The 13,678-nt window shown below is 72.2% G+C and carries 18 protein-coding genes; 13 read left to right on the top strand and 5 right to left on the bottom strand.

All coding sequences use genetic code 11. The features are described 5' to 3' along the window. Positions 1-4 precede the first annotated feature (4 nt). On the top strand, positions 5-538 hold the full coding sequence (tsaE, locus tag ACFXOA_RS06100; protein WP_385023099.1) for a tRNA (adenosine(37)-N6)-threonylcarbamoyltransferase complex ATPase subunit type 1 TsaE: 534 nt from the start codon (positions 5-7) through the stop codon (positions 536-538). Positions 539-705: 167 nt separating this feature from the next. Beyond that, positions 706-894, top strand: coding sequence for a hypothetical protein (locus ACFXOA_RS06095; RefSeq protein WP_385023097.1), 189 nt, complete (start codon positions 706-708; stop codon positions 892-894). A gap of 72 nt (positions 895-966) precedes the next feature. Here ACFXOA_RS06095 and ACFXOA_RS06090 read toward each other — a convergent pair whose 3' ends face one another. Further along, entirely contained in the window at positions 967-1,557 is a 591-nt protein-coding gene (locus tag ACFXOA_RS06090; protein WP_385023095.1) for a hypothetical protein, read from the bottom strand. 136 nt (positions 1,558-1,693) lie between these two features. On the opposite strand from ACFXOA_RS06090, the gene tsaB reads away from it, so the two are divergent. The 7 genes from tsaB to ACFXOA_RS06055 all read left to right on the top strand — a co-directional run bounded on the left by tsaB (position 1,694) and on the right by ACFXOA_RS06055 (position 5,823). Beyond that, the gene (tsaB, locus tag ACFXOA_RS06085; RefSeq protein ID WP_385023093.1) at positions 1,694-2,341 is read left to right on the top strand and encodes a tRNA (adenosine(37)-N6)-threonylcarbamoyltransferase complex dimerization subunit type 1 TsaB; all 648 of its coding nucleotides are present in this window, start codon (positions 1,694-1,696) and stop codon (positions 2,339-2,341) included. Continuing rightward, positions 2,338-2,829 carry a ribosomal protein S18-alanine N-acetyltransferase gene (rimI, locus tag ACFXOA_RS06080; RefSeq protein WP_385023091.1) on the top strand — a complete coding sequence of 164 codons (492 nt, stop codon included), beginning with the start codon at positions 2,338-2,340 and terminating at the stop codon, positions 2,827-2,829. Before tsaB ends, rimI begins: the two co-directional genes overlap by 4 nt. Beyond that, entirely contained in the window at positions 2,829-3,941 is a 1,113-nt protein-coding gene (gene tsaD, locus ACFXOA_RS06075) for a tRNA (adenosine(37)-N6)-threonylcarbamoyltransferase complex transferase subunit TsaD (RefSeq protein ID WP_385023089.1), read from the top strand. Before rimI ends, tsaD begins: the two co-directional genes overlap by 1 nt. Next, positions 3,938-4,207: a hypothetical protein gene (locus ACFXOA_RS06070; RefSeq protein WP_385023087.1), complete on the top strand. Its 270-nt coding sequence runs from the start codon at positions 3,938-3,940 to the stop codon at positions 4,205-4,207. The genes tsaD and ACFXOA_RS06070 overlap by 4 nt, the downstream gene beginning before the upstream one ends. Before the next feature lie 91 nt (positions 4,208-4,298). Beyond that, on the top strand, positions 4,299-4,766 hold the full coding sequence (locus ACFXOA_RS06065) for a VOC family protein (RefSeq protein WP_385023085.1): 468 nt from the start codon (positions 4,299-4,301) through the stop codon (positions 4,764-4,766). A 76-nt stretch (positions 4,767-4,842) separates the two neighbouring features. Further along, positions 4,843-5,115: a DUF1876 domain-containing protein gene (locus ACFXOA_RS06060; protein WP_385023083.1), complete on the top strand. Its 273-nt coding sequence runs from the start codon at positions 4,843-4,845 to the stop codon at positions 5,113-5,115. A gap of 57 nt (positions 5,116-5,172) precedes the next feature. Beyond that, complete coding sequence (locus tag ACFXOA_RS06055; protein WP_385023081.1) at positions 5,173-5,823, top strand: hypothetical protein; 651 nt, start codon at positions 5,173-5,175, stop codon at positions 5,821-5,823. Positions 5,824-5,957: 134 nt separating this feature from the next. Here the strand turns inward: ACFXOA_RS06055 and ACFXOA_RS06050 are convergent, their stop codons facing one another. Then, entirely contained in the window at positions 5,958-7,181 is a 1,224-nt protein-coding gene (locus ACFXOA_RS06050) for an SAM-dependent methyltransferase (protein ID WP_385023079.1), read from the bottom strand. A gap of 123 nt (positions 7,182-7,304) precedes the next feature. On the opposite strand from ACFXOA_RS06050, the gene ACFXOA_RS06045 reads away from it, so the two are divergent. The 3 genes from ACFXOA_RS06045 to groL all read left to right on the top strand — a co-directional run bounded on the left by ACFXOA_RS06045 (position 7,305) and on the right by groL (position 10,573). Then, a complete protein-coding gene (locus ACFXOA_RS06045) occupies positions 7,305-8,225 on the top strand; it encodes a polysaccharide deacetylase family protein (RefSeq protein ID WP_385023077.1) in 921 nt (306 codons plus the stop codon). 315 nt (positions 8,226-8,540) lie between these two features. Continuing rightward, positions 8,541-8,849 (top strand): co-chaperone GroES, encoded by a 309-nt coding sequence (gene groES, locus ACFXOA_RS06040; RefSeq protein ID WP_003966899.1) that lies wholly within the window; start codon positions 8,541-8,543, stop codon positions 8,847-8,849. A 98-nt stretch (positions 8,850-8,947) separates the two neighbouring features. Beyond that, complete coding sequence (gene groL / locus ACFXOA_RS06035; protein WP_362552778.1) at positions 8,948-10,573, top strand: chaperonin GroEL; 1,626 nt, start codon at positions 8,948-8,950, stop codon at positions 10,571-10,573. An 86-nt stretch (positions 10,574-10,659) separates the two neighbouring features. On the opposite strand, the gene ACFXOA_RS06030 is transcribed toward groL, so the two are convergent. Both ACFXOA_RS06030 and ACFXOA_RS06025 read right to left on the bottom strand, forming a co-directional pair. After that, on the bottom strand, positions 10,660-11,433 hold the full coding sequence (locus ACFXOA_RS06030) for an SDR family NAD(P)-dependent oxidoreductase (protein WP_385023074.1): 774 nt from the start codon (positions 11,431-11,433) through the stop codon (positions 10,660-10,662). Positions 11,434-11,521: 88 nt separating this feature from the next. Continuing rightward, positions 11,522-12,196 carry an MOSC domain-containing protein gene (locus tag ACFXOA_RS06025; RefSeq protein WP_385023072.1) on the bottom strand — a complete coding sequence of 225 codons (675 nt, stop codon included), beginning with the start codon at positions 12,194-12,196 and terminating at the stop codon, positions 11,522-11,524. 82 nt (positions 12,197-12,278) lie between these two features. On the opposite strand from ACFXOA_RS06025, the gene ACFXOA_RS06020 reads away from it, so the two are divergent. Next, the gene (locus ACFXOA_RS06020; RefSeq protein WP_385023070.1) at positions 12,279-13,169 is read left to right on the top strand and encodes a LysR family transcriptional regulator; all 891 of its coding nucleotides are present in this window, start codon (positions 12,279-12,281) and stop codon (positions 13,167-13,169) included. An 81-nt stretch (positions 13,170-13,250) separates the two neighbouring features. Here ACFXOA_RS06020 and ACFXOA_RS06015 read toward each other — a convergent pair whose 3' ends face one another. Further along, the gene (locus ACFXOA_RS06015) at positions 13,251-13,583 is read right to left on the bottom strand and encodes a WhiB family transcriptional regulator (RefSeq protein ID WP_385023068.1); all 333 of its coding nucleotides are present in this window, start codon (positions 13,581-13,583) and stop codon (positions 13,251-13,253) included. Between the last annotated feature and the right edge of the window lie 95 nt (positions 13,584-13,678).

The raw sequence follows: 13,678 nt of genomic DNA, 5'->3' as shown, positions 1-13,678 counted from the left end.
CGGCATGGAAGCAGCGCACAACGTTCCGGTGGCGGGCTCCGCCGCACCGGAGACCGTCACCCTGGACGTCGCCGTCGAGTCCCCCGAAGAGATGAAGCGGCTGGGCCGCCGGATCGCCGCCGTGCTGGCCCCGGGCGACCTGGTCATGCTCACGGGCGAGCTCGGCGCGGGCAAGACCACCCTGACCCGCGGTCTCGGTGAGGGCCTCGGGGTGCGCGGTGCGGTGACCTCGCCGACCTTCGTGATCGCCCGGGTCCACCCGCCGCTGGGCGAGGGCCCCGCCCTGGTCCACGTCGACGCGTACCGCCTGGGCGGCGGGCTCGACGAGATGGAGGACCTGGACCTCGACGTCTCCCTGCCGGACTCCGTGATCGTCGTGGAGTGGGGCGACGGCAAGGTGGAGGAGCTCTCCGACGACCGCCTCCACGTGGTGATCGACCGCGCCGTCGGCGACACCGACGACGAACGCCGCAGGGTGACGCTGGTGGGCGTCGGCGCGCGCTGGGCGGGGCTGGGGAACGCGCTCGCGGAGCTCTGAGCGGCGTCCGCGGCGGCGCCCGGCGTTCCGCGGCCGCCGGACGGGGATGCTTTCCGACAGGCCGTCGGTAAAATGTTGCGCGGGAGAGCTCTGCCGTGGTCACATGGGAGCAGAGAGGGGTTAGGTCTACCTAACTCCGCCTCTCATCGAGGCCCGAGGAGGCATCCATGCCGGCACCCGAGCACGACGCGCGGCCGCAGTCGCCGCAGGCGCAGACACCGGTGGCTTCAGGTGTGTCGATGAAGGACCTGCTGGCGTCCTGCGCGGCCGCCACCGCGGTGTCCACGCCGCCCGCCGAGGCCGACGAGGATGCGGCAGAGGGCGACCGGCCCGCCGAGCGGCGCGACGCGGCCTGACCCCCGGGCGCGGGAGCGGCCCACGGGGTTGTCTCGCGCGAGCGCGGCCACGGGGCGAACCGCCCACGAGCGCTAAGGGACGACGACGACCTTCACGCCCACCGTGGCGAACGTCCACATCGCGTTCCCGTCGGGGCGCTTCATCCGCACCCCGCCGGTCCTCAGGGTGGGGTCGGGGCTCTCCATCGAGTTGTCCTGCGCGGCACTGAAGCCGATCACCACGTCGTCCACACTCGCGAAGCGCACCACGTGCTCGATCAGCACGCCGTCGGAGCCCTTGATGCTGCCGGAGCGTGAGGTGACCTGGTAGACGCCGGGCTCCGGGTTCACCGAGCTCGGCATGACCGGGAACGTCCGGAGCGCCTTCCCGGCGTCGTCCACGAGCCAGACGCGGCGGTCCTTCAGGGCGTACACGACCCGGGTGCCCGCGTCGGATCCCGCGGGCACCGCGAGCGGGTCCTTCGGGGGAGCGGGCTTCCTGGACGGGGTGGCCGAGGGGCCCGGGGAACCGGCGGAGGGTGCCGCGACCGAGTCCGGTGCGTTAGCCGACGCCTGGTAGGCGAGGAAACAGACCGCGGCCAGCGCCGCGGCGGTGAGCCCGGCCACGATTCCCGAGCTGCCCCTTGCCACCGTGAGGTCCCCTTTCACATGCGCCCGTCGCATGTCGTACAAGCATTTACGTCGTACACGCGTATACCCGGCGACGGTACCAGCAGCGGAAGGCGAGACCCGGACGCTGTACGGCCGGGCCATGGCCCAGTCGGCGGAGCCGTAGGCTGTTTGTGTGCTGCTGCTCGCCATGGATACCGCAACCCCCGCCGTCACCGCCGCCCTCCACGACGGCACCTCCGTCATCGCCGAGACCGGGCAGGTCGACGCCCGCCGGCACGGGGAGCTGCTGCTTCCCGCCGTGCACCGGGTCCTGGCGGAGGCCGGGACGACGCTCGACGCGGTGACCGGGGTCGTCGTCGGGGTGGGACCGGGCCCGTACACCGGTCTGCGTGTCGGCCTGGTCACCGCGGCGACCTTCGGTTCCGCCCTGTCGGTGCCCGTGCACGGCCTGTGCACGCTGGACGCCCTCGCGTACGCCGCCGGCCGGGACGGCCTGGAGGGCCCGTTCGCCGTCGCGACGGACGCGCGCCGCAAGGAGGTCTACTGGGCGCGGTACGACGCGTCCGGCGCCAGGGCCGGCGAACCCGGCGTGGACAGGCCCGCCGACATCGCGGAGCGCCTCGCCGGACTCCCCGTCGCCGGCGCCGGCGCCCTGCTGTACCCCGAGGCGTTCCCCGACGCCCGCGGGCCGGAACACGTCTCGGCGGGCGCGCTCGCCGCCCTGGCCGCCGAGCGCCTCGCCGCCGGGGCCGAACTGCTGCCGCCGCAGCCCCTCTACCTGCGCAGGCCCGACGCCCAGGTCCCGAAGAACTACAAGGTGGTCACCCCCAAGTGACCACCGCGACCGCTGTGCTCCGCGAGATGCGCTGGTGGGACATCGAGCCGGTGCTGGACCTCGAACACGAACTCTTCCCGGACGACGCGTGGTCGCCCGGCATGTTCTGGTCCGAACTGGCCCACGCCCGCGGGCCCGGCGCCACCCACCGCTACGTCGTCGCCGAGGACCCCGCCGACGGCCGGATCGTCGGCTACGCGGGCCTCGCGTCGGCCGGCGACCTCGCCGACGTCCAGACGATCGCCGTCAGCCGCTCCCACTGGGGCGGCGGACTCGGATCCGAACTCCTGACCGACCTCCTCAGGCACGCCACCGCCTTCGAGTGCGCCGCCGTGCTGCTGGAGGTCCGTGTCGACAACACACGCGCGCAGAAGCTCTACGAACGCTTCGGCTTCGAGCCCATCGGCTTCCGCCGGGGCTACTACCAGCCCGGGAACATCGACGCACTCGTCATGCGCCTGACCGTACAAGGAACAGAGACAGACTGATGGCTGACGAACCGCTCGTACTCGGTATCGAGACCTCCTGCGACGAGACCGGCGTCGGCATCGTGCGCGGCACCACGCTGCTCGCCGACGCCGTCGCCTCCAGTGTGGACACCCACGCACGCTTCGGCGGCGTCGTCCCCGAGATCGCCTCCCGCGCGCACCTGGAGGCGATGGTCCCCACCATCGAGCGCGCCCTGAAGGACGCCGGGATCAGCGCCCGCGACCTCGACGGCATCGCCGTCACCGCCGGACCCGGGCTCGCGGGAGCGCTGCTCGTCGGCGTATCGGCGGCCAAGGCGTACGCGTACGCGCTGAACAAGCCGCTGTACGGGGTGAACCACCTGGCCTCCCACATCTGTGTGGACCAGCTGGAGCACGGCCCCCTGCCCGAGCCGACGATGGCGCTCCTGGTGAGCGGCGGGCACTCCTCGCTGCTGCTGGCGCCGGACATCACCAACGACGTACGGCCGCTGGGCGCGACCATCGACGACGCGGCGGGCGAGGCCTTCGACAAGATCGCCCGGGTGCTGGACCTCGGCTTCCCCGGCGGTCCCGTCATCGACCGGCTGGCCAGGGAGGGCGACCCGAAGGCGATCGCCTTCCCGCGCGGACTGACCGGCTCACGCGATCCCGCCTACGACTTCTCCTTCTCCGGCCTCAAGACGTCCGTGGCCCGCTGGATCGAGGCCAAGCGCGCGGCCGGCGAGGACGTCCCCGTACGGGACGTGGCGGCCTCCTTCCAGGAGGCGGTGGTGGACGTGCTCACCCGCAAGGCCGTCCGGGCCTGCAAGGACGAGGGCGTCGACCACCTGATGATCGGCGGCGGAGTGGCGGCCAACTCGCGGCTGCGCGCCCTCGCCGAGGAGCGGTGCGAGCGGGCCGGTATCCGGCTGCGCGTCCCCAGGCCGAAGCTGTGCACCGACAACGGCGCCATGGTCGCCGCCCTCGGCGCCGAGATGGTCGCCCGCAACCGGCCGGTCTCCGACCTCGGCCTCTCGGCGGACTCCTCGCTGCCGGTCACCGAGACCCATGTGCCGGGAGCGCACGGACACGGGCACACGCACGGCCACGACCATGTGCACGAGGTCAGCAAGGGCAACCTCTACTCATGAGCGTCGCCCTGATGTGGGAGGCCCGCGCGGCGGAGGGCCGCGGCGCGGAGCTGCTGGAATGGGCCGAGGCGCGGGCCGGCGAGCTCGACCCGCGGCCGCTGCGCGGCGAACTGCTGCGCGCCCCCCAGGACCGGGTGCTGGTCCTGACCTGGTGGGACGCGGCGTACGACGCCGAACTGCCCGAGCTCCCGGAACCGGAGGCGGGGCTCACCGCCCGCCCGGTGCACCGGTGGCGCTTCGAGTCCCTCGGACCCACGGGCCGTTGACGGCCGGGGCCCCGCGTGTCCGATGAGTTCACGGGGCTGGACCGGTCTACCTTGCACGCGGACCACGATGTTCCGAGGCGAGGAGAAGACCATGCAGAAGATCAGGCCCTGTCTCTGGTTCGACGACAAGGCGCAGGAGGCCGCGGAGTTCTACGTCTCGGTCTTCGGCGGGGACTCCCGCATCGTCGAGATCACCCACAACTCCGACTCGGCCCCCGGTGAGACCGGCGCGGTCCTGACCGTGGACTTCGTGCTCGCCGGACAGGAGTACATCGGCCTCAACGGCGGCCCGCACTTCACCTTCAGCGAGGCGGTCTCGCTCAGCGTGGACTGCGCGGACCAGGAGGAGGTCGACAGGCTGTGGGCGGCGCTGACCGCCGACGGCGGCGAGGAGAGCATGTGCGGATGGCTGAAGGACAGGTACGGGCTGTCCTGGCAGATCGTCCCCCGCGTGCTGCCCGAGCTGATCGGCGGCGCCGACCGCGAGCGCGCGGACCGGGTGATGAAGGCGATGATGGGGATGCGGAAGCTCGACGTGAAGGCGCTGCAGGAGGCCTGAGCCCGGCCCGCACGCCGTGCGTCGCGCGGGGAACGGGCGCACCCTGGAGTGAGGGAAACTCCGGGAGGTGACCGTGATGATGGAGACGACCGTCGGATGGCATGTCGAGCTGGAGTTCGAGGAGGACGCGCACCGCACCCGTGCGGCGGCCCTCGTGCGACTCAGCGACGGGACCGAGGTACGGGCCCACGGATATGCCAGCCGCCACCCCTCCGACGCGCAACAGCCGCGAGTGGGCGAGGAGATCGCCGGGGCCCGCGCACTCAACGAACTCGCGATGAAGCTGCTCACCAAGGCACACGACGAGATCGACGAGGCGTCAGGCCGGACGTCGTATCCGCTGACCTGAGCGTGGGGTCCGGATCCAACTGCCGCAGTCCGGCAGGGAGTCGGTAGTGTCTGGCGCATGTCACGCCGTGCGCCGCTGCCGCCCCCGCCCCCGCCGACGGAGCTGCGGTCCTGGCCGGACCGGGACGCGCTGCTGCGCGACCGAGCGCTGGTCCTCGGCGAGCTGACCAGGACGTTCATGGGGCCCGGCAGCCTGGGCCTGCTCTGGATGTGGGCGGGTGCCGCGGTGGTCGGCTGGTCCCTGGTGGGCCTCGCGCTCGTCTCGTTCGAGGAGGGGGCGGACCCCTTCTCCGCGCTCCTCGGTGCCGTCTTCCTCGCCGTCGGCGCGGCGGTGATCATCCCCGCGGTGGCCTTCGTCGCCGTGGGCGCCGCCAGGGACCTGCGGGTCCACCGGCTCCTGACGCAGTGGGGCGGGCTGGACCGCGATCCGGCGGTGGACCTGCCCCTGCGCATGCCGCGGGTGGCGCTCGTCTGGCTGACGACGTCGTTCGCGCTCTGCGCGGTGGGCCTCTTCCTCTGTGTCGCGGTCCCGGCGAAGGCCAGGGCGGGCGAGGACACCTACGCCCAGGTGGCCTGGCTGATGGGTATCGGGTTCCTGGCGTGGCTGACCGGGCTGACCGGACTGGTCAAGGCGTTCGCCCACCGCCGCTGGGTCGTCCGGGTGCTGGCCGGGGTGCCCGCGCGGCCGCTGCTCTCCGTGGACCGGTGATCCGGGCCGCCGGCCGGGCGCCGCTGACGAAACCGCCCGCCGGCGGGCGTGAATCAGGGCCGGTCACCAGGGGCCGGTCACACCAGGGCCGGTCCTCAGGACCGTCTCGGCGCGACGGCCACCCGAGCCGCTGATCAGGACAACCCGGCCGGCCGGCCGATCAGCATGGTCGGGGCACCGGCCACCCGTGTGAGGAAGACGGTCGCCACGTGCGGCCCCCGGAGCTTCATCTTCCGCCGGAGCTCCTCCGGTTCGACGGCGGAGCCGCGCTTCTTGACCGTCAGCACCCCGACCTCACGCTCCCTCAGCAGCGCCTTCAGCTTCTTCATGTTGAAGGGGAGCTGGTCGGTGATCTCGTATCCGGACACCGCCTCGGAGGCGTACGGGCTGTCGCTCGTCACGTACGCGATCGTCTCGTCGACCAGCCTTCCCCCGGACTCCTCGACGATCCGGGCGACCAGATGCGCCCGGATCACGGCGCCGTCCGGCTCGTACAGGTACCGGCCGACGGGGCCCACCGGCGGGGCGGGGAGCGGACCCGCGGCGAGGAGCGTCGTGCGGGACGGGAGCAGCGTCGCCCGGTACCCGCCGGGCGTGAAGCCCTCACCGAACCAGAGCACGGCCTCCTTCACGTCGCCGCCGTCCGAGATCCATTCCGCCTCGGCCCGGGGCTCGATCGCCTCGTGCGGCACGCCGGGGGCGATCTTCAGCGCGGCGCGAGGCGCGTCGAGCGCGGCACGCGTCGCCCAGGACAGCGGCGGGGAATAGGCCTCGGGGTCGAAGATCCTGCCCCGTCCGCCGCGTCGCGCGGGATCGACGAAGACCGCCTCGTACGCGGACGTGTCGGTCTCCGTGACGTCCGCGCACCGCACCTCGATCAGGTCCTGGAGGCCGAGCGCCTCCGCGTTCGCGGCGGCGACCGCCGCGGTGAGCGGGTCACGGTCCACGGCCAGTACCGAGATGCCCGCCCTGGCCAGCGCGATCGCGTCACCGCCGATGCCGCAGCAGAGGTCGGCCACGCTCCGCACGCCGAGCTGGGCGAACCGTCCCGCGCGGTATCCGGCGACCGAGGTGCGGGTGGCCTGTTCCACGCCGTCGGGGGTGAAGAACATGCGGTACGCGTCCTGCGTACCGAACTTCGCGACCGCCCGCTGACGCAGGCGCGCCTGCCCGAGGGCCGCCGACACGAGCGCCGCGGGGTGCGACCGGCGCAACCGGGTCGCGGTCGCCAGTTCGCGGGCGGGGTCGTGGTCGCGCAGCTCCTCGAGGAGCGCCGCCCCCTCGGGGGTGCGGAGTGCGCCGAAGGCCGCGAGCGGGTCCGCGGGGTCGGTGTGGCCGGGAGGGGGGAGGGCGTTCACCGGTCCATTGTGAGCCAGCCGGGGGACCCGGGGGATCCGCCGAGGTGTCTTACGGGGGTACCGGGCGCCCCGGTGGCAGGATGCGGCGCCATGCAGCTAGTACGACAAAACGACAAATCAGCCATGAAGCGGGGTAAACCGATCCGCGCGGTGCTGGCCGCACTGCTCGTCGCCGCCGTCGCCTCGGGGTGCGCGGACGGTGCCGGCGGCACGGCCGGCCGGGACGACGCCCGGGAGAAGGCGGAGGCCGGCCAGCAGGGCCCCGCGGCCGCTCCCGCCGGCCCGGTCGCGGCGGCGGAGGCGCGCGTCGAACGGCTCAGGAAGCAGCACGCCGCGCGGGTCGCCGCCGTGCGGAAGTGGGGCCTGGCGAAGACCCCGCTGGCCCCTCCGGAGCCGCCCGCCGAGAAGCCCCGCATCACCACCCGCAAGGGGTTCGAGGTGGAGGGGGGTGAGAACCTGCCGCCGGTGTTCACCACCGTTCCGACCAAGGAGCGCGTCGTCTTCCTGACGATGGACGACGGGGCGGAGAAGGACCCCGAGCTGCTGAGGATGATGACGGAACTGAACATCCCGTACAGCGCCTTCCTCAGCGACTACCTCACCAGCGACGACTACGGGTACTTCAAGGACATGCAGGCCCGGGGCGTCACGCTCAACAACCACACGCTCAACCACCGCTACCTCCCGGGGCTCTCGGCGTCCGAGCAGCGGAGGGAGATCTGCGGCGAGCAGGACAAGATCGAGAAGTACTTCGGGAAGCGCCCCACCCTCTTCAGGCCGCCGTACGGCAACTACAACGGCGACACCCTGCGCGTCGCCAAGTCCTGCGGCGTCGAGGCCGTGCCGCTGTGGGCCGCGGAGGCGTTCCCCGACCACATGGAGTGGCGCGAGGCGGACCAGGACCTTCACCCCGGCGACATCATCCTCACCCACTTCCGGGGCGAGGAGGACTGGGACGGTTCCATGGCCGACATGATCCGGCAGGTCATGAAGACGGTCACGGACAAGGGGTACGCGGTCGCCAGGCTGGAGGACTACGTCTGAGGCGCCGTGCGGGGCACGCCCGGTACGGGGCACGTGTCCGGCGACTGTGGGGCGGACCGCGCGGCGGTCCGCCCCACAGCCGTGGGGGCCTCGGGGTGCCCGCGGGGCCCCCGGCGCCACGCGAGGGTGGTGAATTGGCACTCCGCTTGACCGAGTGCTAATCGCGGTCATAGTCTCAGGTCTGGCACTCCCCGAGGGAGAGTGCCAGCACAGCCGCGCGACAGGGCAGGTCCGGCACCCGCGACGACGGATCCACCTGGTCGCCATCCACAGACTGTTAAACCCCGTGAGATCTCCGAAGGGGGAGACCGGATCGTGTCGACCACCAGCTCCAAGGTTGCGATCAAGCCGCTCGAGGACCGCATTGTGGTCCAGCCGCTCGACGCCGAGCAGACCACGGCTTCCGGCCTGGTCATTCCGGACACCGCCAAGGAGAAGCCCCAGGAGGGCGTCGTCCTGGCCGTGGGCCCGGGCCGCTTCGAGAACGGCGAGCGCCTTCCGCTCGACGTCAAGACCGGCGATGTCGTCCTGTACAGCAAGTACGGCGGCACCGAGGTGAAGTACAACGGCGAGGAGTACCTCGTCCTCTCGGCCCGCGACGTGCTCGCGATCGTCGAGAAGTAATTCACCCACGTTTGCTTCTGTTCTGCGCCCCTGGCCCCCTGCGAAACGACTAGCCGGGCGGCGAGGGGCGCAGTTCGTTTGAGAGGACAGCTCAGCCCATGGCGAAGATTCTGAAGTTCGACGAGGACGCCCGTCGCGCCCTTGAGCGCGGCGTCAACAAGCTTGCCGACACGGTGAAGGTGACGATCGGTCCGAAGGGCCGCAACGTCGTCATCGACAAGAAGTTCGGCGCCCCCACCATCACCAACGACGGTGTCACCATCGCGCGCGAGGTCGAGCTCGACGACCCGTACGAGAACCTCGGTGCCCAGCTGGTGAAGGAGGTCGCCACCAAGACCAACGACGTCGCCGGTGACGGCACCACCACCGCCACCGTGCTCGCCCAGGCCCTCGTCCGCGAAGGCCTGCGCAACGTCGCCGCGGGTGCGTCCCCGGCCGCCCTGAAGAAGGGCATCGACGCCGCCGTGAAGGCCGTCTCCGAGGACCTCCTCGCGAGCGCCCGCCCGATCGAGGACAAGGCCGACATCGCCGCCGTGGCCGCGCTCTCCGCGCAGGACCCGCAGGTCGGCGAGCTCATCGCGGACGCGATGGACAAGGTCGGCAAGGACGGTGTCATCACCGTCGAGGAGTCCAACACCTTCGGTCTGGACCTCGAGTTCACCGAGGGCATGGCCTTCGACAAGGGCTACCTGTCCCCGTACATGGTGACCGACCAGGAGCGTATGGAGGCCGTCCTCGACGACCCGTACATCCTGATCCACCAGGGCAAGATCGGCTCGATCCAGGAGCTGCTCCCGCTGCTGGAGAAGGTCATCCAGGCGGGTGGCTCGAAGCCGCTGCTGATCATCGCCGAGGACGTCGAGGGCGAGGCGCTCTCCACCCTCGTCGTCAACAAGATCCGTGGCACCTTCAACGCCGTCGCGGTGAAGGCCCCCGGCTTCGGTGACCGCCGCAAGGCCATGCTCGGCGACATCGCCACCCTCACCGGTGCGACCGTCATCGCCGAGGAGGTCGGCCTCAAGCTCGACCAGGCCGGTCTGGACGTGCTGGGCACCGCCCGCCGCGTGACCGTCTCCAAGGACGACACCACCATCGTCGACGGCGGCGGCGACTCCGCCGACGTCAAGGGCCGGGTCAACCAGATCAAGGCCGAGATCGAGGCCACGGACTCCGACTGGGACCGCGAGAAGCTCCAGGAGCGCCTCGCGAAGCTGGCCGGCGGCGTCTGCGTGATCCGCGTCGGTGCGGCCACCGAGGTGGAGCTCAAGGAGAAGAAGCACCGCCTGGAGGACGCCATCTCCGCGACCCGCGCCGCGGTCGAGGAGGGCATCGTCTCCGGTGGTGGCTCCGCCATCGTCCACGCCGTCAAGGTCCTCGAGGGCAACCTCGGCAAGACCGGCGACGAGGCCACCGGTGTCGCGGTCGTGCGCCGCGCCGCCGTCGAGCCGCTCCGCTGGATCGCGGAGAACGCGGGCCTCGAGGGCTACGTCATCACCTCGAAGGTCTCCGACCTCGACAAGGGCCAGGGCTTCAACGCCGCGACCGGCGAGTACGGCGACCTGGTCAAGGCCGGCGTCATCGACCCGGTCAAGGTCACCCGCTCCGCCCTGGAGAACGCCGCGTCCATCGCGTCGCTGCTGCTCACGACCGAGACCCTGGTCGTCGAGAAGCCGGCCGAGGAGGAGGCCGACGCCGGTCACGGCGGCCACGGCCACTCCCACTAGTACGGCTCCGTACGCCACCGAGGCCCGGTGCCCCCGTCGCGGGGGCACCGGGCCTCGGTGCGTCGGCGGCCCCGGGGCCGGTCCGGCTACTTCGGGCCGTAGCTGCGGCCCGCGCGGTTGGTGACGCCCCCCAGCACGCTGCGGGGCGTCAGCTTCACCAGACTCATCAGCGCCTTGTACCGGGGGTCCGGGATGGACACCGACCGGCCCCGGGCCAGGTCGGCCAGGGCCGCCGCCACCAGCTTGTCGGCGTCCAGCCACATCCAGCCGGGGATGTCGCCCGTCCCCATCCCCGCGCGCGCGTGGAACTCCGTGCGCACGAAGCCCGGGCACAGCGCCATCAGCCGCACCCCCGTACCCGCCAGGTCCCTGGCCGCGCCCTGGGTGAACTGGACGACCCACGCCTTCGACGCGCCGTACGTCCCGCGCGGCAGGAAGGCCGCGACGGAGGCCACGTTGACGACACCGCCGCGACCGCGCTCCCGCATCGAGCCGGCCGCGGCCGAGGTGAGACGGAGCACCGCCTCGCAGTGCACCTTCAGCATCGTCAGCTCGTCGGCGATCGAGACGTCCAGATAGCGGCCCTTGTTGCCGAAACCGGCGTTGTTCACCAGCAGGTCGACCGGGCTCACCCGGTCCGTCAGCCGCGCTTCGACCGCCTCGATCCCGGAGTCCGTGGAGAGGTCCGCGGTCAGCACCTCGGCCTCGATGCCGTGCCCGTCGTGCAGCTCCGTGGCCTGGGCGCGCAGCCGCTCCGTGTCGCGGGCCACCAGCACCAGGTTGTGCCCGTCAGCCGCGAGCCGCCGCGCGAAGGCGGCCCCGATCCCCGCCGTGGCGCCCGTAATCAGTGCAGTCGTCATAGGCGGCACGTTAGCGTCCGGCCGGAGGCGCGGCGGACCCGCCCGTGCGCTCCTGGACGGCAGGTGGGACGTGTGCGGGACCCGGCGGTCAGGTGACGGGGCTCTGCCTCGCGACGTACTCCCTCGCGGCTCGCAGCGCCTCGGGGTGCAGGGCGTCCCCGGCGTCGAGCAGCCGCGGGAGCAGCTCGCGTTCCGTGGTCGTCGCCCTGAACTCCATCGCGGCGGTGACCTCGTGACGGGGTGTGTGCACCACCTCGACCACGTCGCCGGAGCGGATCGTCCCCGGTTCGATCACCCGCAGGTAGGCGCCGGTGGCCCCCTCGCGGGTGAACCGCTTCACCCAGCCGCGCTCGCCCAGGTGGCCCGCGAACGTACGGCAGGGGATGCGGCCGGACGTCACCTCCAGGACCAGCTGGTCGCCGATGCGCCAGCGCTCCCCGATGAGCGCCTCGCTGACGGTGAGGCCGAGCGTCGTCAGGTTCTCGCCGAACGCCCCGTTGGGCAGCGGGCGGCCGAGCTCCCGCTCCCAGGCGTCGAGCTCCTCGCGGGCGTAGGCGTAGACCGCCTGGTCGGTGCCGCCGTGATGCCGCAGGTCGCACACCGCGTCCCCGGCCAGACCGCTGCCGCCCCTGCCCTTCGGCCCGGGGTCCGCCACCCGCACCGGACCGTCGTGCGGCTGCTTGGCGATCCCGGTGAGCCCGCCGGCGCCGTCGGAGTCGGGCGATGCGGTGGGACGGCCGATGTTCACGGTGAGGACCTTCATGGACGAAGAGCTTACGGGCCGGTCACCCAAAGGCGCCCGCGAATATTCTCCGAAAGCTGCAAGCGCCGCTTATGGTTGAAGGGTGATCGAAGCCCGTCATCTCCGAGTCCTGCGCGCCGTGGCCACCACCGGTTCGTTCTCCGCCGCCGCGCGGGACCTGGGGTGCACCCAGCCCGCGGTCAGCCAGCAGATGAAGGCGCTGGAGAGCTCCGCCGGCACGCCCCTGCTCATCCGCACGGGGCGCGAGATGCGTCTCACCCAGGCCGGTGAGGCGCTGGTGCGTCACGCCTCCGGCATCCTCGCGGGGCTGACCGCCGCGGAGGAGGAGGTCGCCGCGATCGCCGGACTGCGGGCGGGCAGGGTCCGGCTCGTGTCCTTCCCGAGCGGCAGTTCGACGCTCGTACCCGGCGCCCTGGCCGCCCTGCGCGCCGAGCACCCGGGGACCAGGGTCTCCCTCGTCGAGGCGGAGCCGCCGCGCTCGGTGGAGATGCTGCGCGACGGCGACTGCGACATCGCCCTGGCGTTCCGCTACGGCGGCTCCGGCGGCGAATGGGACGACCTGGTCGTCCGCCCGCTGCTCAGTGACCGCCTCATCGGCCTGGTCCCCGAGGGGCACCGGCTGGCCGGAGCGGACTCCGTGGGCATCGAGGACCTCGCCGACGAGCCGTGGATCGCGGGGTGCCCGCGCTGCAGGCGTCAGCTGGTGGAGGTCTGCGAGGCCTCAGGCTTCACCCCCCGGATCGACTTCGCCACGGACGACTACCCGGCGGTCATCGGCCTCGTCGGGGCAGGCCTGGGTGTCGCCGTGCTGCCCGGCCTGGCCCTGGAGTCCGTCCGGCCCAAGGGGGCACTCACCGTGACGGTGGAGCCGGCCGTGGAGCGGGAGGTGGTCGCCCTCACGCTGCCGGACCTGGCGCGCGTCCCGGCGGTGGAGGCGACCCTGGACCAGCTGGCACGGGCCGCCTCGCGCTGACGCACCGGACGCCCGTGCCCGGCGTACGCGTCCGGGGAGTGGGCGCCGGGCGGCCGAAAAAACGTTTCTGCGTTCGATGGGTCAGGGGGCGTCGCCGCCCTCCTGGGCGGAGCCCGAGTGGGCGGTGATCAGGCGGTTGCGGGCGCGTCCCATGAGTTCCTCGCGCTCGTCCTCGGTGAGGCCGCCCCATACGCCGTAGGGCTCGCGTACGGCGAGGGCGTGCGCCGCGCACTCGGCGCGCACCGGGCAGCGCATGCAGACCTCCTTCGCCGAGGTCTCACGGGCGCTCCGGGCTGCTCCGCGTTCCCCCTCGGGGTGGAAGAAGAGCGAACTGTCGACCCCGCGGCATGCGGCCAGCAGCTGCCAGTCCCACAGGTCCGCGTTGGGTCCGGGAAGGCGGGAGAAATCTGCCATTGCGTGTCCCCTCGAAACCTTGCTGGTTCGGAAACGGCGTCCTCGACGGCTGTCGCTCGTCCGTCTCGATGACCGGAGTCCCGACCGTACATCTA

The sequence above is a fragment of the Streptomyces sp. NPDC059166 genome, from assembly GCF_042755185.1.
Lineage (GTDB): Bacteria > Actinomycetota > Actinomycetes > Streptomycetales > Streptomycetaceae > Streptomyces.
Note: the sequence above shows the minus strand (reverse complement) of the source record. Positions and strands in the feature narration are given on the sequence as shown.